We start from the raw sequence: 24697 nt of genomic DNA on the forward strand, positions 1-24697 counted from the left end.
ATGGACAAACGAAATCATTCTGGCATGTACCCCCCGGCGATCGGCCCCCGTTCGCGGGGGCCAGCCACAGGCACCCTCTGCGTACCATCAAATATCCCGAAAGATTGCCTCGAAACCGCATGGACCTGCTCATTGCCGAACCACTCGAAGCCGAGGTGCTGCAATGGCTCGATGCGCGTCACGAGCTGTTCTACGCACCCCGCCTGGCCCAGGATCGCCGGGTCTTTCTCGATGCCCTGTCGCAGGCCCGCGCGGTGCTGCTGCCGCCCCAGCTGCCGGTCGACGCCCGCGTGCTGGCCGGTGCGCCGCGCCTGCGGGTGATCGGGCGCATCGTCGGCGGCCAGGAGAACATCGACCTCAGCGCCTGCACCCGCGCCGGCATCGAGGTGGTGCGCTGCGTCGACGCGGCCGCGCCGGCCGAGGCCGAGTTCATCCTCGGCGCGCTGCTCGCGCTGCTGCGGCCCAGCCCCGAGGAGATGGGCCGCGTGGCAGGCCGCGAACTCGGCACCAGCGCGGTCGGTCTGGTCGGCATGAGCGCCACCTCGCGCAAGATCGCGCGCATGCTGCAGCCGCTGGGCTCGCGCGTGATCGGCTACGACCCGACGCTGCACGCCTCCGACCCGAGCTGGTCGCGCTGGGGCATCCAGCCGGTGAGCCTGCGCGAGCTGTTCGAGAACGCCGACGCGGTCTGCGTGCAGATGACCTACTTCAGCCGCTACCGCGGCCTGCTGGGCGAACGCACGCTCGGCCACGCCCGCCGCGGCCAGGTGCTGGTGAGCGTGTCGCCGCTCGACCTGTTCGACGAAGACCTGCTGGCCGAGATGCTCAAGAGCGGCCAGCTGACCGCCGCCTGGCTCGACAACGTCAGCCCCGGCGCACTCGAGCCCGGCCAGCCGCTGCACGCGGTGCGCGGGCTGCTCGCGACACCGCGGCTGGCCTCCTACACCCGCGAGGCGCGGGTGCGCAGCGCCTGGGGCGTGGCCAAACAGGTCGACGAGGTGCTGCGCACGGCACCCAACACCGCACGGCCCGGCGCCCGCCGCGCCAGCACCACCGCCGAAGCGGCCCAGCGCGCGGCCGGCGCGCCGGCCGCCGGCGAGCGCAACGACTGGTTCAGGCCAGACGCTGCAGCTGGTCTTGCAGCTTGATCACGGTGGCCGCAAAGTCCGCCAGCCGCGCGCGCTCCTGAGCCACCACCGCGGCCGGCGCCCGCGCCACGAAGCTCTCGTTGCCCAGCTTGGCCTCGGCCTTGGCGATCTCGCCGGTCAGGCGCGCCACTTCCTTGCCCAGGCGCTCGCGCTCGGCCACCACGTCGATCTCGACCTTCAGCGCCAGCCGCGCGGCACCGGCCACCACCACCGGCGCGGCCTGCGTGGCGGCGTTGAAGGCGGTCTCGTCGGTCAGCACCTGCACCTCGCCCAGCTTGGCCAGCGCCTTGAGCACCGGCGCGGCCTGGGCGATGAACTCGGCATCACCGAAGGTCAGCAGCGGCACGCGTTCGGCCGGTGACAGCCCCATCTCGCTGCGCAGCGTGCGGCACACGCCGACCAGGCTCTTGAGCTGAGCCACCCAGGCGTCGGCCTTGGCGTCGATGCGTTCGGGCTGTGCCTTCGGGTAGGCGGCCGTCACCAGCGACTCGGCACCGCCCACCGTCTTGCGACCGGCCACCGGCGCGACCACGTCCCACAGCTCGGCGGTGATGAAGGGCGTGACCGGGTGCAGCAGGCGCAGGATGGTTTCGAGCACGCGGATCAGTGTGCGGCGGGTGGCGCGTGCGGATGCTTCATCGCCCGCCGCCTTGGCCTCGTTGAGCTGCACCTTGGCGATCTCGAGGTACCAGTCGCAGTATTCGTCCCACACGAACTGGTAGATGGCGCTGGCGACGAAGTCGAGCCGGTACTCGGCAAAGCCCTGCTCCACCGTCGACTCGACACGCTGCAGCTCGCTCGTGATCCAGCGGTCGGCCGGGCTGAAGTTCAGATAACCGTGTGCCGGGCCACCCACGCTGCACTCGGCCTGGGTGTGCGCCATCAGGCCGCAATCCTGGCCCTCGGTGTTCATCAGCACGAAGCGGGTCGCGTTCCAGAGCTTGTTGCAGAAGTTGCGATAGCCCTCGCAGCGCTTGCTGTCGAAGTTGACGCTGCGGCCCAGACTCGCCATCGACGCGAAGGTGAAACGCAGCGCGTCGGCGCCGTAACCCGGGATGCCGTCCGGGAACTCCTTCTCGGTCGCCTTGCGCACCTTGGGCGCGTTCTCGGGCTTGCGCAGGCCGGTGCTGCGCTTGTCGAGCAGCTCGGGCAGCGCGATGCCGTCGATCAGGTCGACCGGGTCGAGCACGTTGCCTTCGCTCTTGCTCATCTTCTTGCCGTGCGCGTCGAGCACCAGGCCGTGGATGTAGACGTGCTTGAACGGCACGCGGCCGGTGAAGTGCTTGGTCATCATGATCATCCGGGCGACCCAGAAGAAGATGATGTCGTAGCCCGTGACCAGCACCGAACTCGGCAGGAACAGGTCCTGCTCGAGGGTCTGCTCGGGCCAGCCGAGCGTGGAAAACGGCACCAGCGCCGACGAGTACCAGGTGTCGAGCACGTCCTCGTCGCGCGTCAGCTCCCCGGTGTAACCCGCGGCCGTGGCCTTGGCGCGGGCCTCGTCCTCGTTGCGCGCGACGAAGAGCTCACCCGATGAGCCATACCAGGCCGGGATCTGATGGCCCCACCAGAGCTGGCGGCTGATGCACCAGTCCTGGATGTTCTTCATCCACTGGTTGTAGGTGTTGACCCAGTTCTCGGGCACGAACTGGACGTCGCCCGAATCGACCGCCTCGATCGCCTCTTCGGCGATCGACTTGCCGTTCGCGCCCTGCTTGGTCATCGCGACGAACCACTGGTCGGTCAGCATCGGCTCGATGATCTGGCCGGTGCGCGCGCAGCGCGGCACCATCAGCTTGTGCTTCTTGACCTCGACCAGCAGGCCCTCGGCTTCGAGCTGGGCGACGATCTGCTTGCGCGCCACGAAACGATCCAGCCCGCGGTAAGCCTCGGGCACGTCGGCATGTTCGTCGTTGACCTTGGCGTCGAGCGTGAAGATCGTCAGCATCGGCAGCTGGTGGCGCAGGCCGACCTGGTAGTCGTTCTGGTCATGCGCGGGCGTCACCTTGACCACGCCGGTGCCGAAGGCCTTGTCGACGTAATCGTCGGCAATCACGGGCACGAGCCTGCCGGTGATCGGCAGCTTGACGCTCTTGCCGATCAGGTGCGTGTAGCGCTCGTCTTCCGGGTGCACCATCACCGCGGTGTCGCCGAGCATGGTCTCGGGACGGGTGGTGGCCACCACCAGCGATTCATCCGAGCCATCCACCGGATAGCGGATGTGCCACAGCGAGCCGTCTTCTTCTTCGCTCTCGACTTCCAGGTCCGACACCGCCGACTTCAGGATCGGATCCCAGCTCACCAGCCGCTTGCCGCGGTAGATCAGGCCTTCGTCGAACAGCCGCACGAAGGTCTCGGTGACGACCTTCGAGAGCTTCGGGTCCATCGTGAAGTACTCGTGCGGCCAGCTCACGCTGTCGCCCATGCGGCGCATCTGGGTGGTGATGGTCGAGCCCGATTGCTCCTTCCACTCCCAGACCTTGGCGACGAAGTTCTTGCGGCCCAGGTCGTGGCGGCTCACGCCTTGCGCCTGCAGCTGGCGCTCGACGACGATCTGGGTGGCGATGCCGGCGTGGTCGGTGCCGGGCACCCACAGCGTGTTGTCGCCGCGCATGCGGTGGTAGCGCGTCAACGAGTCCATGATGGTCTGGTTGAAGGCGTGGCCCATGTGCAGCGTGCCGGTCACGTTGGGCGGGGGCAGCTGGATGCAGAAGCTGGCCTTGGCCGGATCGAGCGTGGGCTGGTAGGCGCCGCTGGCCTCCCAGAGCGGGGCCCACTTGGCTTCGATCGGGGCGGGTTCAAACGATTTGGTCAGGGCGTCGGTCATGTCGGTGCGGCTCGTTGGACGGCAGAAGTGGCGCGGCCACAGCACGGTCGCGGGGGGCCGGAGATCGGTTTGGGGGGCGGGTTCGGGATCGGAACAACGGATTTTATGGACTGCGGGTGCATACCCGGGCGCCGACCGTGCCGGCAACGGCAGAATCGCCCCCAGAGAGGCGGGGGGCGCGCCCTCCGCACGCCATCAACCGTTCGGAGCAATCAAATGAGCATTCAGACCGTGGGCATCATCGGTGCCGGCACCATGGGCAATGGCATCGCGCAGGCTTGCGCGGTGGTCGGCCTGCGGGTGGTGATGGTGGACATCAGCGAGACGGCCGTGGCCAAGGGCCTGGCCACGATCGCCGGCAGCCTCGATCGCCTGATCAAGAAGGACAAGCTGACCGCCGCGCAGAAGGACGCCGCGCTGGCGCTGATCACCACCGCCACCGACTACGCCGCGCTCGCCGGCGCGCAGATCGTGATCGAGGCCGCCACCGAGAACGAGGCGCTCAAGGTCAGGATCCTGCAGCAGCTCGACGCCCAGCTGGCGCCGGAGGTGATCGTCGCCACCAACACCAGCTCGATCTCGATCACCAAGCTGGCCGCCGCCACGCAGCGCGCCGACCGCTTCATCGGCATGCACTTCTTCAACCCGGTGCCGATGATGGCGCTGGTGGAGATCATCCGCGGCCTGCAGACCAGCGACGCCACCCATGAGGCGGTCAAGGCGCTGTCGCAGCGGCTGGGCAAGTCGCCGATCACGGTCAAGAACGCACCGGGTTTCGTCGTCAACCGGATCCTGATCCCGATGATCAACGAGGCCTTCTTCGTGCTGGCCGAAGGCATCGCCACGCCCGAGGACATCGACGCGGGCATGAAGCTCGGCTGCAACCAGCCGATCGGCCCGCTGGCGCTGGCCGACATGATCGGCCTGGACGTCTGCCTGGCGGTGATGAACGTCTACATGGCCGAATACAACGACAGCAAGTACCGCCCGGCGCCGCTGCTCAAGGAGATGGTCGCCGCCGGCTGGCTCGGCCGCAAGAGCGGTCGCGGCGTCTACACCTACTGAACGGGACCCAGGCGGCACCCCCGAGCGACAAGCCCCCACCCATGTCCGCCACCTCCCAACCCAGCGGCGTGGTGCTGCTCAATCCGCATGCCAACGGCGGCAAGGCGCTGGCGCTGCGCCGCCCGATCGAGGCCTGGCTGGCGCGCAACAGCCCCGGCGTGTCGCTGCTGGTGCCCGACGGCATCGACCAGGCACTGGCCACGCTGGCGATCCTGGCCGCGCGCAGCCGGGTCGTGCTGGTGGGCGGCGACGGCACGCTCAACCGCATGCTGCCGGCGATCCTGCGCTGCGGCCACCGCATCGGCCTGGTGCCGGCCGGCAAGCGCAACGACACCGCCCGCGCGATCGGCATCGACACGCTGCAGTGGCCCGAAGCGCTGGCCTACGCACTGCACGCGCCGACCGGGCCGGTCGACCTGGGCCAGCTCGACACCGAAACCGAGACCCGCCACTTCATCTCCGGGCTGAGTGCCGGCTTCGACGCCCACATCGCGCGGGGCGTGACCGACGCGCCGCTGTGGCTGCGCGGCGCGCCGCGATACCTGTGGGCCGGCGCCCAGGCCTGGCCCGGCCTGCATCTGCGCGAGCTGCGGGTCTGGATCAACGGCCAGCTCGAACACGACGGCAACACGCTGATGGTGTCGGTGCACAACACCGCCAGCAGCCACGGCGGCGTACCGGCAGCGCCCGGCGCGCGCATCAACGATCACCGGCTCGACACGCTGGTGGTCGGCAGCGTCGGCCGTCTGGGCGTGCTGCCGCTGATGTGGCGGGTGGCCCGGGGTCGCCATGTGCGACCGCCGCGGGTCAGCCTGCACGGCACGCGCAAGATGCTGGTCGACGCCACCGAGCCGATGTCGGTGGTGATCGACGGCGAGGCACTCGCGCCGGTGGCGCGCTTCTCGGTGCACGTGCTGACGCGTGGACTGCATCTGGCCGGCGCCCACATGCTGGGCGAGCAGCTGGCCGACAGCCACATCGTCAACCCCGCCGTCGTCAGCACGATCATCGAGGGCGACGGCCCCTCGACCCTGCCACCCGCCGCCACCTGAAACCGCCGGACCCGCACCCGATGCACGCCGGATGAACCTCAAGCAGCTCGAATACTTCGTGCAAGTGGCCGAGCTGGGCAGCTTCAGCAAGGCCGCCGTGGTGCTCGACATCGCCCAGCCTGCGCTCAGCCGCCAGGTGCGCGCGCTCGAGATCGAGCTGCACGAGACCCTGCTGCTGCGCAACGGCCGCGGCGTGACGCTGACCGAAGCCGGCCAGCGCCTGTTCGAACACAGCGTGGGCATCCTGCAGCAGGTGGCGCTGGCGCTCGAAGACCTGGGCGAACGGCGCGACGCGCCGGTCGGGCGCATCACCATCGGCCTGCCACCGAGCATGAGCCGGCAGCTGACGCTGCCGCTGGTGGAGGGCTTTCGCCACCAGCTGCCGCAGGCCCGGCTGGCGATCGTCGAGGGCCTGAGCACCCACATCGCCGAGTGGATCACCACCGGCCACGTCGACATGGGGCTGATGTACAACCCCGACGCCCAGCCCTCGCTGGCGATCCGGCCGGTGCTCGAGGAGCGGCTGTGCCTGGTCGAAGCGGTCCGCGGCAGCCAGGGCGTGACAGGCAAGGCCGGCGCCACCCTGCCCCTGCGCGAACTCTCGCGTTACGCCCTGATCGTGCCCGAGCGCCAGCACGTCATCCGCCGCCTGCTCGACGCCCAGGCCACGCTGGCCGGGCTGCAGCTCGACATCGCCTGGGAGGTCTCGAGCGTGCCGGCCATCATCGACCTGGTCTGCGCCGGCCACGGCCACGCCGTGCTGACCGCAAGTGCCGTGGCCGCCTCGGGGCGGGCCGGCGAACTGGCGGTGCGCACGCTGGTCGACCCCAGCCTGGTGAGCGTGCTGTGCCTGGCCACGGCGGCCCATCGGCGCCCGACCCCGCTGATGCGCCACGCCGCGGCGATGCTCACCGAGCTGGTCGGCCGGCTGCCTCAAGCCATGCCGGATTGAGATAACTGCTAGTCAGAATCAGAACTTGCCGGCATGGCTTGGGCTGGTCAGAATTCGCCGCATTCTCAGGAGACAAACCGATGATCATCGACGTCCACGGCCACTACACCACCGCCCCGGCCGCCCTCGGCGCCTGGCGCGACCTGCAGATCGCAGCGCTCAAGGATCCGTCCAAGGCGCCCAAGGCGTCGGATCTGAAGATCAGCGACGACGAGCTGCGCGAGACCATCGAGACCAACCAGCTGCGCCTGATGAAGGAACGCGGCTCGGACCTGACGATCTTCTCGCCGCGCGCCAGCTTCATGGCCCACCACATCGGCGACTTCGAGACCTCGAGCACCTGGGCGGCGATCTGCAACGAGCTGTGCTTCCGCGTCAGCGAGCTGTTCCCGGACCACTTCATCCCGGCCGCGATGCTGCCGCAGAGCCCGGGCGTCGACCCGGCCACCTGCATCCCCGAGCTGGTCAAGTGCGTCGAGCAGTACGGCAACGTCGGCATCAACCTGAATCCGGATCCGTCGGGCGGCCACTGGACCTCGCCGCCGCTGTCGGACAAGAGCTGGTACCCGATCTACGAGAAGATGGTCGAGTACGACATACCGGCCATGATCCACGTCAGCACGAGCTGCAACGCGTGTTTTCACACCACCGGCTCGCATTACCTGAACGCCGACACGACGGCCTTCATGCAGTGCCTGACGTCGGACCTGTTCAAGGACTTCCCGACCCTGAAGTTCCTGATCCCGCACGGCGGCGGCGCGGTGCCCTACCACTGGGGCCGTTTCCGCGGCCTGGCGCAAGAGCTCAAGAAGCCGCTGCTGAGCGAGCACCTGCTCAACAACATCTTCTTCGACACCTGCGTGTATCACCAGCCCGGCATCGACCTGCTGACGAAAGTGATCCCGGTCAAGAACATCCTGTTCGCCTCGGAAATGATCGGCGCGGTGCGCGGCATCGACCCCGAGACCGGCCACTACTACGACGACACCAAGCGCTACGTGGCCGCCACGGCGAACCTGACCGACGACGAGCGCCACCAGATCTTCGAAGGCAACGCGCGCCGCGTGTTCTCGCGCCTGGACACCGCCCTCAAGGCCAAAGGACTCTGATCATGAATCTGCCCATGAACCAGCTCGGCATCGTCAAGCGCAACATCGTGCGCGCCGACCGCGCGGCGGTCGACCGCCTGGCCAAGCTCGGCGTGGCCACCATCCACGAAGCGATGGGCCGCGTCGGCCTGATGAAGCCCTACATGCGCCCGGTCTACAACGGCGCCCGGATCTGCGGCACCGCCATCACCGTGCTGCTGCAGCCCGGTGACAACTGGATGATGCACGTGGCGGCCGAGCAGATCCAGCCCGGCGACGTGGTCGTCGCGGCCTGCACCACCGACAACGAAGACGGCTTCTTCGGCGACCTGCTGGCCACCAGCTTCCAGGCCCGCGGCGCCCGCGGCCTGATCATCGACGGCGGCGTGCGCGACGTGGCCGAGCTGGAATCGATGAGCTTCCCGGTCTTCAGCCGCGCCATCAACGCCAAGGGCACGATCAAGGCCACGCTGGGCTCGGTCAACATCACGGTGGTCTGCGCCGGTGCGATCGTCAACCCGGGTGACGTGGTGATCGCCGATGTCGACGGCGTGGTGGTGGTGCCGGCGGCGCTGGCAACCCAGGTGGCCGATGCCGCCGAACACCGCGAGAGCTTCGAGGGCGAGAAGCGCGCCAAGCTCGCTGCCGGCGTGCTGGGCCTGGACATGTACAAGATGCGCGAGCCGCTCGAGAAGGCCGGCCTCAAGTACATCGACTGAGGCCACGGCGATGGCGGATCCGAAGCTCTGGCATGTCGGCCTGATCGGCTACGGCGAGGTCGGCCGCATCCTGGCCGAAGACCTGCGCGCACAGGGCGTGCACGTCACCGCCTACGACCTCAAGCTCGACCACGCCGACAGCGCCGAGGCCTTGCGCATCCACGCACAGGCTCACGGTGTGAGCCTGGCCGAGTCGCATGCCGAACTGGCCCACGGCACCGACTTCATCGTCAGCGCGGTGACCGCCAGCCAGGCGGTGCCGGTGGCGCAGGCCTGCGTGGCGGCGATCAAGCCGGGCGCGTTTTTCCTCGACTTCAACTCGGCCTCGCCGGGCGCCAAGCAGCGCGCGGCAGCGCTGATCGACACCGCCGGGGCGCGTTATGTCGAAGGCGCGGTGATGACCAGCATCCCGCCGTATCGGATCAAGGTGCCGCTGCTGCTGGGCGGCGCGGCGGCGGCCGAGCTGTCGCCGCTGATCAACGCGCTGGGTTTCGCGTCCCGGGTGGCGAGCGAGCGCCTCGGCGTGGCCTCGGCCACCAAGATGTGCCGCAGCGTGATGATCAAGGGCCTGGAGGCGATGGTGATCGAGAGCTTCACCACGGCGCGCCACTACGGTGTCGAGGATGCGGTGATCGCCTCGCTGCACGAGACCTTCCCCGGCATCGACTGGGAGAAGCAGGCTGCCTACTTCTTCCAGCGCGTGATCGAACACGGCCGCCGGCGCAGCGAAGAGGTTCGCGAAGTGGCCGAGACCGTGCGCGATGCCGGCCTCGAACCCTGGAGCGCCGCCGGCACCGCCGAGCGCCAGGCCTGGATCGCCGATCGGGCCGACGACGGCCTGTTCGGCAGCAAAGGCACCCCCGAATTCGCCCGCAGCGCCGACTGGCGCACGGAGGCCGACCGCATCCTCGGCCATGTGCAGGCGTCGGCCTCCCCATCCAACAAGGATTGAACGATGAGCAAGCCCACCACAGGTGACTTCACCAAGACCCCCGGCTGGATGGACTGGTACACCGGCCCCAGCAAGCCCCGCTTCCAGGTGCCCGCCGGCGCGGTCGACGCGCACTGCCACGTCTTCGGCCCCGGCGCCGAGTTTCCGTACGCACCCGAACGCAAGTACACGCCGTGCGACGCCAGCAAGGCGCAGCTCTACGCCTTGCGCGACCACCTCGGCTTCGCCCGCAACGTGGTCGTGCAGGCCACCTGCCACGGCGCCGACAACCGCGCGATGGTCGATGCGCTGGTCAGCAGCGGCGGCAAGGCACGTGGCGTGGCCACGGTCAAGCGCAGCGTGTCGGACGCCGAGCTGCAAGCCATGCACGACGCCGGTGTGCGCGGCGTGCGCTTCAACTTCGTCAAGCGCCTGGTGGACTTCACGCCCAAGGAAGAACTGATGGAGATCGCCGGCCGGATCGCGAAGTTCGGCTGGCACGTGGTGATCTATTTCGAGGCGGTGGACCTGCCGGAGCTGTGGGACTTCTTCACCGCGCTGCCCACCACGGTGGTGGTCGACCACATGGGCCGCCCGGACGTGAGCAAGCCGGTCGACGGCCCCGAGTTCGAGCTGTTCGTGAAGTTCATGCGCGAACATCCGAACGTGTGGAGCAAGGTCACGTGCCCCGAACGGCTGTCGGTCACCGGGCCGAAGGCCATGGCTGGGCCAATGAGCGGCGAGCAGTCGGCGTACACGGACGTGATTCCTTTTGCCAAGCGCATCGTCGACGAGTTCCCGGATCGCGTGCTGTGGGGCACCGATTGGCCGCACCCGAACCTGAAGGATCACATGCCGGATGACGGGCTGCTGGTGGATTTCATCCCGCACATCGCAACGACCGCCGAGATGCAGAAGAAGCTGCTGGTGGACAACCCGATGCGGCTGTATTGGCCTGAGGAAGTTTGAGCGGTTGTGGTGGCGGACGGCATGCCAAGGTTTGAGCGGGCGGCGAGCGGGGCATGCGCTCCGCGGGTGACGCAAACTCGCCCTGCGGGCTCAAACATGCGCCCCCCGCGTATCGCACACCCCACTCACCACCTGATGAAGCACTGGACTCTGGGCACGCCGAAACCCGGGGACGTGGACTGACTCGGTTGGCGCGGGGTGGGTGGGGCGTCTGCGTAGCGGGGGCAGATGTCTGAGCCCGCAGGGCGAGTTTCTGACACCGCCTAGCAGATGCCCCGCCCGCCCCGCGGCCAGCACGCCACCACCCTTCGTCGATCACAAACCGCCACCGATTCATCTAATAAAAGGAGACCCGCCATGGCCCTACAAAAGCCGTATCTCGACGTACCCGGCACGACCATCTTCGACGCCGAACAGTCCCGCAAGGGCTACCACCTGAACCAGTTCTGCATGAGCCTGATGAAGGCACAGAACCGTGCCCGCTTCAAGGCCGATGAACGCGCCTACCTCGACGAGTGGGCCATGACCGAAGAGCAGAAGCAGGCCGTGCTGGCGCGCGACCTGAACCGGTGCATCGCGCTCGGCGGAAACATCTACTTCCTCGCCAAGATCGGCGCCACCGACGGCAAGAGCTTCCAGCAGATGGCCGGCAGCATGACCGGCATGACCGAAGACGAATACCGCAACATGATGATCGGCGGCGGCCGCTCGGCCGAAGGCAACCGCTACATCGGCGAAGACGGCGACGCCCAGGCACACCACCAGCCACAAGGCGCCGCAGGAAAAAAAGGGACCTGACATGGCCAAGATCACCGCATCCGTTTTCACCTCGCATGTGCCCGCCATCGGCGCGGCCATCGATCTCGGCAAGACCACCGAACCCTACTGGGTGCCGCTGTTCGCGGGCTACGAGCCCAGCAAGCAGTGGATGAAGGACAACAAGCCCGACGTGATCTTTCTGGTCTACAACGACCACGCCACGGCCTTCAGCCTGGAGATGATCCCGACCTTCGCGATCGGCTGTGCGGCCGAGTTCCAGCCGGCCGACGAAGGTTACGGCGCTCGCCCGGTGCCCACCGTGATCGGCCACCCTGACCTCGCCTCGCACATCGCGCAGAGCGTGATCCAGGACGACTTCGACCTCACCATCGTCAACAAGATGGACGTCGACCACGGCCTGACCGTGCCGCTGAGCCTGATGTGCGGCGAGCCTGATGCCTGGCCGTGCCCGGTGATCCCGTTTGCCGTCAACGTGGTGCAGTACCCGGTGCCGTCGGGCCAGCGCTGCTTCAAGCTCGGCCAGGCGATCCGCCGCGCGATCGAGAGCTACGACCAGCCGCTGAACGTGCAGATCTGGGGCACCGGCGGCATGAGCCACCAGTTGCAAGGCCCGCGTGCCGGCCTGATCAACCGCGAGTGGGACAACGCCTGGCTCGACAAGCTGATCGAGGACCCCGAGGCAGCCGCCGCCACGCCGCACATCGACTACGTGCGCGAAGCCGGCTCGGAAGGCATCGAGCTCGTCATGTGGCTGATCGCGCGCGGTGCGATGGCCGATGTGGCCGGCGGCCCCAAGCCGACCGTGCGGCACCGCTTCTATCACGTGCCGGCATCGAACACGGCCGTGGGCCACGTGATTCTCGAGAACAACGTTTAAGGATTTCGTTCATGACCAAGACCATCAAAGTGGCGCTGGCCGGCGCCGGCGCCTTCGGCATCAAGCACCTCGACGGCATCAAGAACATCGACGGCGTCGAAGTGGTGTCGCTGATCAGCCGTGACATCGAGAAGACCCGCGAGACCGCCGCCCAGTACGGCATCGGCCACGTCACCACCGAGCTGGCACACAGCCTGGCGCTGCCCGAGGTGGACGCGGTGATCCTGTGCACGCCCACGCAGATGCACGCCTCGCAGAGCATCGCCTGCCTGAAGGCCGGCAAGCACGTGCAGGTCGAGATCCCGCTGGCCGACAGCTGGACCGACGCGCAGGCCGTGGCCGATCTGGCCAGGAGCAGCGGGCTGGTGGCGATGTGCGGCCACACCCGCCGCTTCAACCCCAGCCACCAGGCGGTGCACAACAAGATCGTGGCCGGCGAGTTCAACATCCAGCAGATGGATGTGCAGACGTATTTCTTCCGCCGCACCAACATGAATGCGCTCGGCCAGGCGCGCTCGTGGACCGACCACCTGCTGTGGCACCACGCCGCGCACACGGTCGATCTGTTCGCCTACCAGTGCGGCTCGCCGATCGTGAAGGCCAACGCCATCCAGGGCCCGATCCACCCGACCCTGGGCATCGCGATGGACATGAGCATCCAGCTGCAGGCCGCCAACGGCGCGATCTGCACGCTGTCGCTGTCGTTCAACAACGACGGCCCGCTGGGCACCTTCTTCCGCTACATCGGCGACAGCGCGACCTACATCGCGCGTTACGACGACCTGTTCACCGGCAAGGAAGAGAAGATCGACGTCTCCCGCGTGGCCGTGTCGATGAACGGCATCGAGCTGCAGGACCGCGAGTTCTTCGCCGCGATCCGCGAGGGCCGCGAGCCCAATTCGAGCGTGGCGCAGGTGCTGCCCTGCTACCAGGTGCTGCATCAGCTCGAACAGCAGCTGCTCGCCTGATGTCCTGAGCACGAACGGCCCGCATGCGCCACATCCTCTCGGTCACGATCCCGATCTACCTGCTCATCGCGGTGGGTTTCATGGCCGTGCGCGGCGGGCTGTTCAGCAAGGCCGACATGCGGGTGCTGGGCCGCTTCGTCGTCAACTTCTGCCTGCCGGCGCTGGTGTTCAACGCGCTGTCGCAGCGCAGCCTGTCGGAGGTGGTGCACCCGGCCTACCTGGCCGCCTACGCCGGCGGCACGCTGGTGATGCAGCTGGGCACCGTCTTCGTGCTGCACCGCTTGCGCGGCAAGGGACTGACGGTGGCGGCGGTGCGCGGGCTGGGCGTGTCGGCGTCCAACAGCGGCTTCGTCGGCCTGCCGATCGTCCAGCAGCTGATCGGCCCGGTGGCCGCCGTGGCGCTGGCGCTCAACATGCTGGTCGAGAACCTGATCGCGATTCCGCTCGCGCTGGCCCTGGCCGACAGCGGCCAGCAGCAGCGCAGCCGGATGTGGCCGATGGTGTCGTCGTCGTTGCGCGGGCTGCTGCGCAATCCGCTGATCCTGGCGATCCTGGCCGGCCTGCTGTGCGCGCTGCTGGGCCTGCGCCTGCCCGAGCCGCTGGCGCGCACCGTGCAGCTGGTGTCCACCGCGTCGAGCCCGCTGGCGCTGTTCCTGATCGGCGGCACGCTGGTCGGGCTGCGGCTGCACGGCATGCTGGCCGAGGTGATGCAGCTGGTGCTGAGCAAGCTGCTGCTGATGCCACTGGCGGTGTTCGGCATGCTGTGGCTGCTGCCGCCGATCGACCCGCTGCTGCGCACCGCCGCCGTGCTGCTGGCGGCGATGCCGATGTTGAGCGTCTACCCGGTGCTGGCCCAGAAGTACGACCAGGAGGAGTTCTGCGCCGCCGCGCTGCTGGCCGCCACCGTGACCTCGTTCTTCACGATCAGCGCGCTGATCTGGGGCCTGGGCGAGCTGGACGGCTGGCTGCCCTGAGCCGCGGCCGCATGCGCGGCCCCAGCCCTCGTCGTTCAGCCGGTAGACACCTCGGAGCCGTCCGTCGCGGCCTCTTCCGGGATGCGGCTCGCCAGCACCTTGTCGATGGTCTTGCCGTCCATGTCGACGATCTCCAGCCGCCAGCCTTCCCAGCTGGCGGTGTCGGCCACCTTGGGCAGGCGCCCGGTCAGCAGCATCAGCATGCCGCTGAGCGTGTGATAGCGGCCGCGGTCTTCTTCGGGCACCGAATCGAGGCCGAGCCGGTCCTTCAGCTCCGGCACCGGGATGTGGCCGTCGAGCAGCCACGAACCGTCGTCGCGCTGCACCGCCCACGAGGTTTCCGGATCGCGCGGGCGGAACTCGCCGGTGATCGCCTCGATCAGGTCCTGCAGCGTGACGATGCCCTGCACCTCGCCGTATTCGTCGATCACGAAGGCGATGTGCACGTCCGACAGGCGGAAGTTGTCGAGCAGTTCCATGCCGGTGAGCGTCTCGGGCACGTACAGCGGGTGCTGCAGCGGCTGCTCGGCGAGGTTGCGGTCGTCGAGCCGCAACGAGCGCGACAGCCACTGGCGGGCGTTGACGACGCCCAGCACGTTGTCGAGGCTGCCGCCCTTGACCACCGGGAACCGTGCGTGATCGGCCTGCTCGATGCGCGCCAGGTTCTGCTCGAACGGCAGGTCGACGTCGAGGAAGGTGACGTCGCCGCGCGGCACCATCAGCGAGCCGATCTGGCGGTCGTCGAGGCGGAAGACGTTGCGCACCATCGCGTGTTCGTGCGACTCGATCACGCCGGCGTTGGTGCCCTCGGCGAGCATGGCGTGGATCTCTTCTTCGGTGACGGCGCTGCCGCCGTTGTCCTTGACACCCAGCAGGCGCAGCAGCGCGTGGGTCGACACCGACAGCAGCCGCACGAAAGGCTTGGTGCCGATCGCCAGCCAGTTGATCGGGCGCGCCACCAGCCGGGCCAGCGTCTCGGGGTGGGTCTGGCCGACCCGCTTGGGCACCAGCTCGCCGACCACGATCGAGAAGTAGGTGATCAGCACCACCACCAGGCCGGTGGCGGCGTAGGTCGAATACAGCTGCGACAGACCCAGCGACTCCAGCCACAAGGCCAGCGGCTTGGCCAGCGCGGCCTCGCCGACGATGCCGTTGAGCACGCCGATCGAGGTGATGCCGATCTGGATCGTGGAGAGGAAACGGGTCGGATCTTCCCCCAGCTTGACCGCCGCCTCGGCGGATCGGTCGCCCTCATCGATGAGCTTCTGCAGCCGGACCTTGCGGGCCGTGACCAGCGCGATCTCCGACATCGCGAACAGGCCGTTGAGCAGGATGAGGGCGAAAAGTATGGCGATTTCCATCGGGTGGGCCCGGTCGGTGCCCCTGCGTTGTGAACGACCCGCGATTGTATTGGCGCGGTTACCGGCAGCGTCTCCGAGCAAGCCGGCGGGTTTTCGGCTGTGTACAGTGCACCACCCGATTGCCGGTTTGCCCGAACGCCCATGACCGCCCACGCCCCATCGAACCCCGAGCGCAACAGCGCCAACCGGCCGTGGCAGCAGCGCAGCCTCGCGCACGTCTGGCACCCCTGCACGCAGATGCAGCGCGCCGCCGCCCTGCCGCCGCTGCCGATCGCGCGCGGCGAGGGCCCGTGGCTGATCGACCACGACGGCGCGCGCTACTTCGACGCCACCAGCTCGTGGTGGGTCAACCTGTTCGGCCACGCCGACGCGCGCATCAACGCCGCCGTCAAGGCCCAGCTCGACCGCCTGCCGCACGTGATGCTGGCCGGCTGCACGCACGCGCCGGCGGTCGAACTGGCCGAGCGGCTGTCGGCGCTGACCGGCGGCGTGCTCGACCACTGCTTCTTCGCCAGCGACGGCGCCTCGGCGGTCGAGATCGCGCTGAAGATGAGCTTCCACCACTGGCGCAACGTCGGCCGCGCCGACAAACGCGAGTTCGTCTGCCTGCGCCACGGCTATCACGGCGAGACGCTGGGCGCGCTGGCCGTCACCGACGTGGCGGTGTTCCGCGACGCCTACGACCCGCTGCTGATGCGCTCGCACCAGGTGATGTCGCCCGATGCGCGCCAGGCGCTGCCGGGGGAATCGGCCGCCGACGTGGCTCAACGCGCTGCGGCCGAACTCGAGGCGTTGCTCGAAGCCCGTCACGAGCAGATCGCCGCGCTGATCCTGGAGCCGCTGGTGCAAGGCGCCACCGGCATGGCGATGCACGACCCGGCCTACCTGCGCGCCGCGCGTGCGCTGTGCGACCGCTACGAGGTGCACCTGATCGCCGACGAGATCGCGGTCGGCTGCGGGCGCACCGGCACCTTCTTCGCGTTCGAGCAGGCGGCGTTGCCGGGTGAAACGCCGATCTGGCCCGATCTGGTCTGCCTCTCCAAAGGCATCAGCGGCGGGCTGCTGCCGCTGTCGCTGGTGCTGTGCCGCGAGCACATCTATCAAGCCTTTCTCGACGATGACGTGGCGCGCGGCTTCCTGCACTCGCACTCGTACACCGGCAATCCGCTGGCGTGCAGCGCGGCGCTCGCCGTGCTCGACCGCTTCGAGCACGACGGCGTGCTGCAAGCCAACCGCCAGCGCGCCGCCTGGCTGACGGCGGCGCTGGCGCCGCTGCGAACGGATCCGCGCATCGAACACTTCCGCCAGATCGGCATGATCTGGGCCTTCGACGTGCGCGAGGCGTTTGCCGGCAACCGCTTCCCGGACCGCTTCCATCTGGCCGGCCGCGCGCACGAGCTGCTGATCCGCCCGATCGGCCGCACCGTCTACCTGATGCCACCGTACGTGTTCGACGAGCCGCTGGCCCGATGGCTGGCGCAGCGCCTGATCGCCACGCTCGACGCCGTCACCCAACAGCCCCACACCGATGCTGATCGAGCACCTGAACCGCCAACTGCGTGAGCGCGAAGCGCAGTCGCTGCGGCGTCGGCGGCGCATTGCCGAGACGCCGTGCGCGCCGCACCAGCGTGTGTCGCTCGACGGCCAAACTGCCAGCGAGGCGCGCGAGCTGCTCGCCTTCTGCAGCAACGACTACCTCGGCCTCGCCAACCATCCGGCGCTGATCGGGGCGCTTGCCGAAGGCGCGCGGCTGTGGGGCGCCGGCGCGGGCGCGTCGCACCTGATCAGCGGCCACACTCGCGCCCACGCCGCGCTCGAAGACACGCTGGCCGAATGGGCCGCGCCCAACATCCCGGGCGCGAAGGCGCTGAGCTTCTGCACCGGCTACATGGCCAACCTGGCGCTGCTGACCGCACTCGGCGATGCCGAGGCGACCCTCTTTGCCGACAAGCTCAACCACGCCTCGCTGGTCGACGGCGCGCTGCTCGCCAAGGCGAAGCTGCAGCGTTACGCGCACCGCCAGTTCGACGTGCTGGAGCGCCAACTGGCCGCCTGCACCACGCCGATCAAGCTGATCGTCACCGACGCCGTCTTCAGCATGGACGGCGACCTGGCCGAACTCGATCAACTGCTGTCGCTGGCCGAGCGGTTCGACGCCTGGCTGGTGATCGACGACGCGCACGGCTTCGGCGTGCTCGGGCCGAAAGGTCGCGGTTCGCTGGCGCACTTCGGGCTGCGCAGCGAGCGGCTGATCCTGATGGGCACGCTCGGCAAGGCCGCCGGGCTGGGCGGCGCGTTCGTGGCCGCGCACCCGAGCGTGATCGACTGGCTGGTGCAGTCGGCGCGTGCCTACATCTACACGACGGCCGCGCCGCCGGCGATCGCGCACGCGCTGAGCGCCAGCCTGGCGCTGATCGCCGGCGACGAGGGCGAGGCGCGCCGCCAGCATCTGCGCGAGCTGATCGCCGCGCTGCGATGCCAGCTCGCCGCGCTGATCGCCGCGCAGCCTCAGCTCGGCTGGCGGCTGGCCGAGTCGGACACCGCGATCCAGCCGCTGATCGTCGGCAGCAACGACAGCGCGCTGGCGCTGGCGGCCGCGCTCGACGCGCAAGGCCTGTGGGTGCCCGCGATCCGCCCGCCGACGGTGCCGGTCGGCACGGCGCGGTTGCGCATCACGCTGAGCGCGGCGCACAGCCAGGCCGACGTCACGCGGCTGGTCGCGGCGCTGGCCACGACGGCACGGGAGTTGGCATGACATTCAAAGGTGTGTTTGTCACCGGCACCGACACCGAGGTCGGCAAGACCTGCGTCAGCGCCGGCCTGCTGCACTGGTTCGGCCAGGCCGGCCATCGCAGCGCCGGGCTCAAGCCGGTGGCCGCGGGCACCATGCTGATCGACGGCGTGGCGGTCAACGAAGACGTGCGCGCGCTGCGCGACGCCAGCTCGGTCACGTTGACCGACGCCGAGGTCGGCCCCAACCAGTTCACGCAAGCCTGCGCGCCGCACATCGCCGCCGCGCACGAGGGCCGCGCCATCGACCGACAGGCCTTGCGCGACGCCGCGCAAACACTCGCCGCCCGCGCCGACTGGCTGGTGGTCGAAGGGGTCGGCGGCTTCTGCGTGCCCTTCGGCGCCGACTGGGACAGCGCCGACCTGGCCTGCGACCTGGCCCTGCCGGTGGTGCTGGTGGTCGGCCTGCGGCTGGGCTGCCTGAACCACGCGCTGCTCAGCGCCGAGGCCATCCGCAGCCGCGGCTTGCGGCTGGCCGGCTGGGTCGGGAATGTGCTGACCGAGCCGATGCTGCACTGCAGCGAGAATGTCGCCACCCTGAACCACGAGTTCGGGCGGCGCCACCAGGCGGTCTGCCTGGGCCTGATCCCGCGGCTTGCCGACACCCGTCCGGCGGCCGTGGCCGCCCATTTCGATGCCGCGGCGCTGCGCCGGGCATTCGCGTTGAAGTGAGCGCCTGCGCGTTGACGGCCCTGCCGTTCGACCCGCCAGGCTCACGCTGTTCACTCGCTGTTTCCTGTCACCCCTGAGGATTTCCCGACCATGACGACGGCCACCATCTCCCTGTCCACCCTGCAAGCGTCGCGCCCCAGCGTGGCGGCGCGCGCCGATGCGGCGGCGCGCTGGCGCGTGGCCGACGTCGAGGCGCTCTACGCGCTGCCCTTCATGGACCTGCTGTTCCAGGCCCAGCAGGTGCACCGCGCCCACTTCGACGCCAACGAGGTGCAGCTGTCGACGCTGCTGTCGATCAAGACCGGCGGCTGCGCCGAAGACTGCGGCTACTGCCCGCAGTCGGCCCACTTCGACACCGCCGTCGAGGCCAGCAAGCTGATGCCGATCGACGAGGTGCTCGATGCCGCCAACGCCGCCAAGGCGCAGGGCGCGACCCGCTTCTGCATGGGTGCCGCCTGGCGCAGCCCGAAGGAGCGCGACATGGAACGCGTGACCGAGATGGTGCGCGAGGTGCGTGCGCTGGGCCTGGAGACCTGCATGACGCTGGGCATGCTCGACGGCGAACAGGCGCGTGAACTCAAGGACGCCGGCCTCGACTACTACAACCACAACCTCGACAGCGCGCCCGATTTCTACGGCCAGGTCATCAGCACCCGCACCTATCAGGACCGCCTCGACACGCTCGGCAACGTGCGCGACGCCGGCATCAACGTCTGCTGCGGCGGCATCGTCGGCATGGGTGAAAGCCGCACCCAGCGCGCCGGGCTGATCGCGCAGCTGGCGAACCTGTCGCCGTATCCGGAGTCGGTGCCGATCAACAACCTGGTGCCGGTGCCGGGCACGCCGCTGGCCGATGCCGAGCCGATCGACCCGTTCGAGTTCGTGCGCACGATCGCGGTGGCGCGCATCACGATGCCGACCACGATGGTGCGGCTGTCGGCCGGGCGCGAGCAGATGGACGAAGCGCTGCAGGCGCTGTGCTTCGCCGCCGGCGCCAACTCGATCTTCTACGGCGACAAGCTGCTGACCACGAGCAACCCGCAGGCCGCCCGCGACCGCGCGCTCTTCGAGCGCCTGGGCCTGCGCGTGCAGGGCGAGCGCCCGGCCGTGCGTACATCGGACAACTGATGAGCGCCGTGCTGCGGCCGGTCGGTCAGCCGCTCGGCCGGCCCATCGTCGACGCCGCTTTCCTCGCCGACCCCTACCCGACCTACGCCGCGCTGCGCGAGGCCGGGCCGATGCACTGGAGCGACGAGTTCTTCGGCGGCGCCTGGGTGTTGACGCGGCATGCCGACGTCGACGCGGTGCTGCGCGACGACGCCCGTTTCTCGGCCCAGCGCACCGGTGGCTGGGTGATGGGCAGCGACGACACGACCAGCCCGGACGCGCTCAACAGCCGCGCCGAGCTGCAGGACTTCCAGCGCCTGTTCGCCCGCGCGATGCTGTTCATCGACGCGCCCGATCACCAGCGCCTGCGCGGCGTGATGAACGCAGGCTTCCGTGGCGATCAGCTCGAACGGCTGCGCCCGGGCATCGAGCGCTGGATCGACCAGCGCTTCGATGCGATCGACGCCAAGGGTCAGGCCGGCAGCGGGTTCGATTTCATGGCACAGATCGCCCGGCCGATGCCCGCGCAGGTGATCGCCACGCTGATGGGCATCACCGAGGCCGACCGCGGCGACTTCATCGCCTGGTCGGACGACCTGGCCGATTTCATCGGCGCGCCGATGCCCACGCGCGAGCTGACCCGGCGTGCGCGCATCAGCCTGCTGGCGATGGCGCGCTACTTCGAGCAGCTCACCGCGCAGCGCCGCCGGCAGCCCGGCGACGACCTCGTCAGCCGGCTGGTGCAGGGCGAGGCACGCGGCCAGATCCAGCCCGGCGCCGAGATGCTGGCGCAGTGCGCGATGCTGCTGTTCGCCGGCCACGAGACCACCCGCAACCTGCTCGGCAACGGCCTGCACGCGCTGCTGGCCGAGCCGGGGCACTGGCAGCGCCTGCAAGACGAACCGGCCTTGCTGCCGGGCGCCGTGCGCGAGCTGCTGCGCCACGAGAGCCCGGTGCAGTACACCGGCCGACGGGTCGCGACCGACCTGGTGCTGCACGGCCAGCTGCTGCGCCGCGGCGATCTGGTGGTCGGGCTGATCGGCTCGGCCAACCGCGATCCGGCGCGTTACGAGCAGCCCGATCGGCTCGACCTGGCACGCCGCGCCGCGCCGTCGCTGTCGTTCGGCGCCGGGCCGCACGTGTGCATCGGCGCGTCGCTGACGCTGATGGAGGCGCAGATCCTGTTCAGCCGCGCGCTGCAGCGCTGGCCGGGGCTGCAGTTGGTGGATGCCACGCCGCGCTGGAACGGCAACCCGGTGTACCGCGGGCTGCAGTCGCTGCGGGTGATCGCGCCGGCCACGCCCGACTGATCCGCCGTCAGATCACCGGGCGCAGCGTCTGCGCCGTCTCCAGCAGCGCCGGCACCAGCCGGGCGGCGAAGTGATCGGTCGCCCGACTTCAGCTCAACACCTTCAGGCCCACGATCCCGAGCAGGATCAGCCCCAGGCACACGAGACGCAGGGCAGCCGCCGAGTCGCCCATCAGCACGATGCCGAGGATCACCGTGCCGACGGTACCGATGCCGGTCCAGACCGCATAGGCGGTGCCGACCGGCAGGTCCCGTATCGCCAGGCCGAGCAGACCGACGCTCGCGACCATCGAGGCCAGCGTGAGCGCGGTCGGCAAGGGCTTCGTGAAACCCTCGGTGTACTTGAGGCCGATGGCCCAGCCGATCTCGAACAGGCCGGCGAAGAAGAGGAGTGTCCAGGGCATGCGAAGCAGTCTACCGGCCCGGGATCCGTGCTGCAGCTGTGGCGCGGCAACCACCCATGCAGGCCAGGGCAGTCAGGGCCGCCAATGGGCGCCGCAGCCGATGGAGGGCGTCAACGCATCGTCACGACGACCTTGCCCCTGGCGTGCCCGAGGGCCAGGTAGTCGAGTGCCTCCTTGGCCTGTTCGAACGGGAACACCTGGTCGATCACCGGCCGGATGCGCCCTGATTCGAGGAGGTCGCCGATGCCCTTGAGCTGTTCGCCATCGGGACGCACGAACAGGAACGAGTAGTCGACCTCCCGCTTCCCGGCGAGCCGCCGGACCTTGCGGCTCATCAGCCCGAAGACGAAGGTCAGGATGAAGTTCAGGCCTCTGGCGCGGGCGAATGCCGCATCCAGCGGACCGACGAGCGAGACGATCCGGCCCCCCGGCTTGAGGATGCCGATGGACTTCTCGATCGCGTCGCCCCGGACCGTGCCGAGCACCGCGTCGCAGCCCTGCAGCACCTGCTCGAACGCCTGCGTCCGGTAGTCGACGATCTCGTCGGCGCCCAGGCCACGCACGAGTTCGACGTTACCGGTGCTGACGGTCGTTGCCACCTTGGCGCCGAGGTGCTTGGCCAGCTGGATGGCAAAGGTGCCGATGCCGCCCGATCCAGCCGGGATGAAGACCTTCTTGCCCGACCCGAGTCCGGCGCGCTCCTTCAGCGCCTGCCACGAGGTGAGGCCGACCATCGGGACCGACGCGGCCTGCACGAAGTCGAGGTTGGGCGGCTTCAGCGCAGCCACGCGCTCGGGCACCACGGCGAACTCGGCCAGCGTTCCGGTACCGAGGTCGAAGACGCTGGCGAAGACCGCGTCGCCCGGCTTGAACCGGGTGACGCGGCTGCCCACTTCGATCACCACCCCGGCGAGGTCGCTTCCCAATGTGGCGGGCAGCTTGAAGTGCAGGACGGGCTTGAAGGTGCCCTTGGGGATGATGTTGTCGATGGGGTTCAAGCCCACGGCGTGAACCTGCACCAGCAGTTCATCGGGCTTGAGCGTGGGGCGGGGGATGTCGGCAAACCCGATGTCGGGCGACTTGCCATAGCGTTGGAAGGTCAGTGCTTTCATGTCTGCTTGGGGTACCGGGTCGTGCGCCTCGCGCCTGAGACGGCGGACGCTGTCGGGCTTGGAGCCGAGCGTGTTCGGCGGCGCTTGCGGCACTCAATGATGATGACCATCATCTTAGAAGTCAAGACATTGATGACGAACATCATCAATGTATAGTCTGTACCGGACAGCACGAACCATCCCATAGCGGGCAGAGATGAAAGTCACCAAGGCACAGGCGCAAGCCAATCGAACCCATGTCGTCGAGACGGCTTCCCGGCTGTTTCGCGAGCGGGGCTTCGATGGGGTCGGCGTTGCCGATCTGATGGCCGCTGCGGGCTTCACTCACGGCGGTTTCTACAAGCACTTCGGCTCCAAGGCCGACCTGATGGCGGAGTCGACAGCTTGCGGCATCACGCAGACCCTGGCGCTGACCGAAGGCGTGGAGGTATCGGAGTTCGTCCGGCACTACCTCTCGCGCGAGCACCGCGACGGACGCAGCACCGGCTGCACGATGGCTGCGCTCGGTGGAGACGCCGCACGGCAACCGGAGTCGGTCCGGGGCGCCTTTGCGGACGGCGTCGAGAGCCTGCTGGCGGCACTGAGCCACCAACAGAGCAGCCCGTCGGACGCGGTCGACGCTGCGCAGGCGCGAGCCAGGATCCTCGATGCCTTGACGCACGCGGTGGGGGCCCTCGTCGTGTCGCGGGCCTGCCCGGACGATTCACCGCTGGCCGATGAAGTCCTGGCGGTCAGCCGGGATGCCATCCTCGCGTCGCTGCAACCGCGACTGGCCGCGAGGCCCAGCTCCCGCAGGCGCAACACGGGCTGATCGGTCGGACTTGGCGCCCGCGTTCGCTCGGTTCAGCGCCACGCCCGCACCATCCGATCCGCCCGTCTCAAACCCCCAGGTACCCCGCCAGCGCCGCACTCCCCGACACCTCGTCGGCCCGCCCCTGCAGCACCACCTGGCCCTTCTGCAGCACCAGCGCGCGGTCGCTGCGGGCCAGCACCTTGCGGTAGTCGCGGTCGACGATCAGCGTGGCAATCCCGCTGCCGCGGATTTCTCCGATCACGCGCCAGATCTCCAGCACGATCAGCGGCGCCAGGCCTTCGGTGGCTTCATCCAGGATGATCAGCTCGGGATGTGTCATCAGCGCGCGGCCGATCGACAGCATCTGCTGCTCGCCGCCCGACAGTTGCGCACCGAGGTTGCCGAGCCGCTCCTTCAGGCGGGGAAAGGTCTCGAGCACGCGCTCGTACGACCAGTCGTTGCGGCCGTCACGACCGCGCCGCGCGGCCATGATCAGGTTCTCGCGCACGCTCAGGTTGGGGAACACGCCGCGGCCTTCGGGCACGTAGGCCACGCCCAGGCGCGCGGCCTCGTGCGGCTTGGCTTTCGACATGTCCTGCCCGAACAGGCCGATGCGGCCCTCGCGCTGCGTGACGTGGCCCAGCAGCGTGCGGATCAGCGTGCTCTTGCCCATGCCGTTGCGGCCGAGCAGGCCGACGGTCTCGCCGCGGCCGATGGCCAAATCGACGCCGTGCAGCACGTGGCTGGAGCCGTACCAGGCGTGGATGCCGCGGGCGTCGACGATCAGGTCGCTACTCAT

The 24697-nt window shown here is 68.9% G+C and carries 23 protein-coding genes; 18 read left to right on the forward strand and 5 right to left on the reverse strand.

Annotation, left to right across the window (positions count from 1 at the left end):
- Positions 1-119: 119 nt before the first annotated feature.
- Entirely contained in the window at positions 120-1148 is a 1029-nt protein-coding gene (locus LCHO_RS18050; RefSeq protein ID WP_012348628.1) for an NAD(P)-dependent oxidoreductase, read from the forward strand.
- Here LCHO_RS18050 and LCHO_RS18055 read toward each other — a convergent pair.
- Entirely contained in the window at positions 1114-3975 is a 2862-nt protein-coding gene (locus LCHO_RS18055; RefSeq protein WP_012348629.1) for a valine--tRNA ligase, read from the reverse strand. The genes LCHO_RS18050 and LCHO_RS18055 overlap by 35 nt on opposite strands.
- A gap of 105 nt (positions 3976-4080) precedes the next feature.
- Between LCHO_RS18055 and LCHO_RS18060 the strand changes: the two genes are divergently transcribed.
- From LCHO_RS18060 to LCHO_RS18110, 11 genes are all read left to right on the forward strand, one after another.
- Positions 4081-5040, forward strand: coding sequence for a 3-hydroxybutyryl-CoA dehydrogenase (locus tag LCHO_RS18060; RefSeq protein WP_150105631.1), 960 nt, complete (start codon positions 4081-4083; stop codon positions 5038-5040).
- Between the two features lie 41 nt (positions 5041-5081).
- The gene (locus LCHO_RS22370; RefSeq protein WP_012348631.1) at positions 5082-6092 is read left to right on the forward strand and encodes a diacylglycerol/lipid kinase family protein; all 1011 of its coding nucleotides are present in this window, start codon (positions 5082-5084) and stop codon (positions 6090-6092) included.
- Between the two features lie 31 nt (positions 6093-6123).
- Positions 6124-7044 (forward strand): LysR substrate-binding domain-containing protein, encoded by a 921-nt coding sequence (locus LCHO_RS18070; protein WP_012348632.1) that lies wholly within the window; start codon positions 6124-6126, stop codon positions 7042-7044.
- 80 nt (positions 7045-7124) lie between these two features.
- The gene (locus tag LCHO_RS18075) at positions 7125-8153 is read left to right on the forward strand and encodes an amidohydrolase family protein (RefSeq protein ID WP_012348633.1); all 1029 of its coding nucleotides are present in this window, start codon (positions 7125-7127) and stop codon (positions 8151-8153) included.
- 14 nt (positions 8154-8167) lie between these two features.
- Entirely contained in the window at positions 8168-8851 is a 684-nt protein-coding gene (ligK, locus tag LCHO_RS18080; RefSeq protein ID WP_476703320.1) for a 4-carboxy-4-hydroxy-2-oxoadipate aldolase/oxaloacetate decarboxylase, read from the forward strand.
- 10 nt (positions 8852-8861) lie between these two features.
- Complete coding sequence (locus tag LCHO_RS18085) at positions 8862-9803, forward strand: NAD(P)-dependent oxidoreductase (protein ID WP_012348635.1); 942 nt, start codon at positions 8862-8864, stop codon at positions 9801-9803.
- A gap of 3 nt (positions 9804-9806) precedes the next feature.
- Entirely contained in the window at positions 9807-10751 is a 945-nt protein-coding gene (locus LCHO_RS18090) for an amidohydrolase family protein (RefSeq protein WP_012348636.1), read from the forward strand.
- A gap of 357 nt (positions 10752-11108) precedes the next feature.
- Complete coding sequence (gene ligA, locus LCHO_RS18095) at positions 11109-11549, forward strand: protocatechuate 4,5-dioxygenase subunit alpha (protein ID WP_012348637.1); 441 nt, start codon at positions 11109-11111, stop codon at positions 11547-11549.
- A gap of 1 nt (position 11550) precedes the next feature.
- Complete coding sequence (locus LCHO_RS18100; protein WP_012348638.1) at positions 11551-12408, forward strand: class III extradiol dioxygenase subunit beta; 858 nt, start codon at positions 11551-11553, stop codon at positions 12406-12408.
- Positions 12409-12419: 11 nt separating this feature from the next.
- Entirely contained in the window at positions 12420-13376 is a 957-nt protein-coding gene (locus tag LCHO_RS18105) for a Gfo/Idh/MocA family oxidoreductase (RefSeq protein WP_012348639.1), read from the forward strand.
- A gap of 23 nt (positions 13377-13399) precedes the next feature.
- On the forward strand, positions 13400-14350 hold the full coding sequence (locus LCHO_RS18110; RefSeq protein ID WP_012348640.1) for an AEC family transporter: 951 nt from the start codon (positions 13400-13402) through the stop codon (positions 14348-14350).
- A 35-nt stretch (positions 14351-14385) separates the two neighbouring features.
- Here the strand turns inward: LCHO_RS18110 and LCHO_RS18115 are convergent, their stop codons facing one another.
- Complete coding sequence (locus LCHO_RS18115) at positions 14386-15711, reverse strand: hemolysin family protein (RefSeq protein ID WP_012348641.1); 1326 nt, start codon at positions 15709-15711, stop codon at positions 14386-14388.
- A gap of 141 nt (positions 15712-15852) precedes the next feature.
- Between LCHO_RS18115 and bioA the strand changes: the two genes are divergently transcribed.
- The 5 genes from bioA to LCHO_RS18140 all read left to right on the forward strand — a co-directional run bounded on the left by bioA (position 15853) and on the right by LCHO_RS18140 (position 21590).
- Positions 15853-17274: an adenosylmethionine--8-amino-7-oxononanoate transaminase gene (gene bioA / locus LCHO_RS18120; RefSeq protein WP_012348642.1), complete on the forward strand. Its 1422-nt coding sequence runs from the start codon at positions 15853-15855 to the stop codon at positions 17272-17274.
- Positions 17240-18466 carry an 8-amino-7-oxononanoate synthase gene (bioF, locus tag LCHO_RS18125; RefSeq protein ID WP_012348643.1) on the forward strand — a complete coding sequence of 409 codons (1227 nt, stop codon included), beginning with the start codon at positions 17240-17242 and terminating at the stop codon, positions 18464-18466. Before bioA ends, bioF begins: the two co-directional genes overlap by 35 nt.
- Positions 18463-19173: a dethiobiotin synthase gene (bioD, locus tag LCHO_RS18130; protein WP_012348644.1), complete on the forward strand. Its 711-nt coding sequence runs from the start codon at positions 18463-18465 to the stop codon at positions 19171-19173. Before bioF ends, bioD begins: the two co-directional genes overlap by 4 nt.
- A 90-nt stretch (positions 19174-19263) precedes the next feature.
- Positions 19264-20301 carry a biotin synthase BioB gene (bioB, locus tag LCHO_RS18135; RefSeq protein ID WP_012348645.1) on the forward strand — a complete coding sequence of 346 codons (1038 nt, stop codon included), beginning with the start codon at positions 19264-19266 and terminating at the stop codon, positions 20299-20301.
- A complete protein-coding gene (locus LCHO_RS18140) occupies positions 20301-21590 on the forward strand; it encodes a cytochrome P450 (protein WP_012348646.1) in 1290 nt (429 codons plus the stop codon). The genes bioB and LCHO_RS18140 overlap by 1 nt, the downstream gene beginning before the upstream one ends.
- Positions 21591-21678: 88 nt before the next feature.
- On the opposite strand, the gene sugE is transcribed toward LCHO_RS18140, so the two are convergent.
- Positions 21679-21993, reverse strand: coding sequence for a quaternary ammonium compound efflux SMR transporter SugE (gene sugE, locus LCHO_RS18145; RefSeq protein ID WP_012348647.1), 315 nt, complete (start codon positions 21991-21993; stop codon positions 21679-21681).
- A 110-nt stretch (positions 21994-22103) separates the two neighbouring features.
- Positions 22104-23105, reverse strand: coding sequence for an NADP-dependent oxidoreductase (locus tag LCHO_RS18150; RefSeq protein ID WP_012348648.1), 1002 nt, complete (start codon positions 23103-23105; stop codon positions 22104-22106).
- Positions 23106-23301: 196 nt separating this feature from the next.
- Here LCHO_RS18150 and LCHO_RS18155 point away from each other — a divergent pair, with 196 nt between their 5' ends.
- Positions 23302-23916 carry a TetR family transcriptional regulator gene (locus tag LCHO_RS18155; RefSeq protein WP_012348649.1) on the forward strand — a complete coding sequence of 205 codons (615 nt, stop codon included), beginning with the start codon at positions 23302-23304 and terminating at the stop codon, positions 23914-23916.
- A 67-nt stretch (positions 23917-23983) separates the two neighbouring features.
- Here LCHO_RS18155 and LCHO_RS18160 read toward each other — a convergent pair whose 3' ends face one another.
- Positions 23984-24697 carry an ABC transporter ATP-binding protein gene (locus tag LCHO_RS18160; RefSeq protein ID WP_012348650.1) on the reverse strand — a complete coding sequence of 238 codons (714 nt, stop codon included), beginning with the start codon at positions 24695-24697 and terminating at the stop codon, positions 23984-23986.

It is taken from the genome of Leptothrix cholodnii SP-6 (assembly GCF_000019785.1).
GTDB classification, from domain to species: domain Bacteria; phylum Pseudomonadota; class Gammaproteobacteria; order Burkholderiales; family Burkholderiaceae_C; genus Sphaerotilus; species Sphaerotilus cholodnii.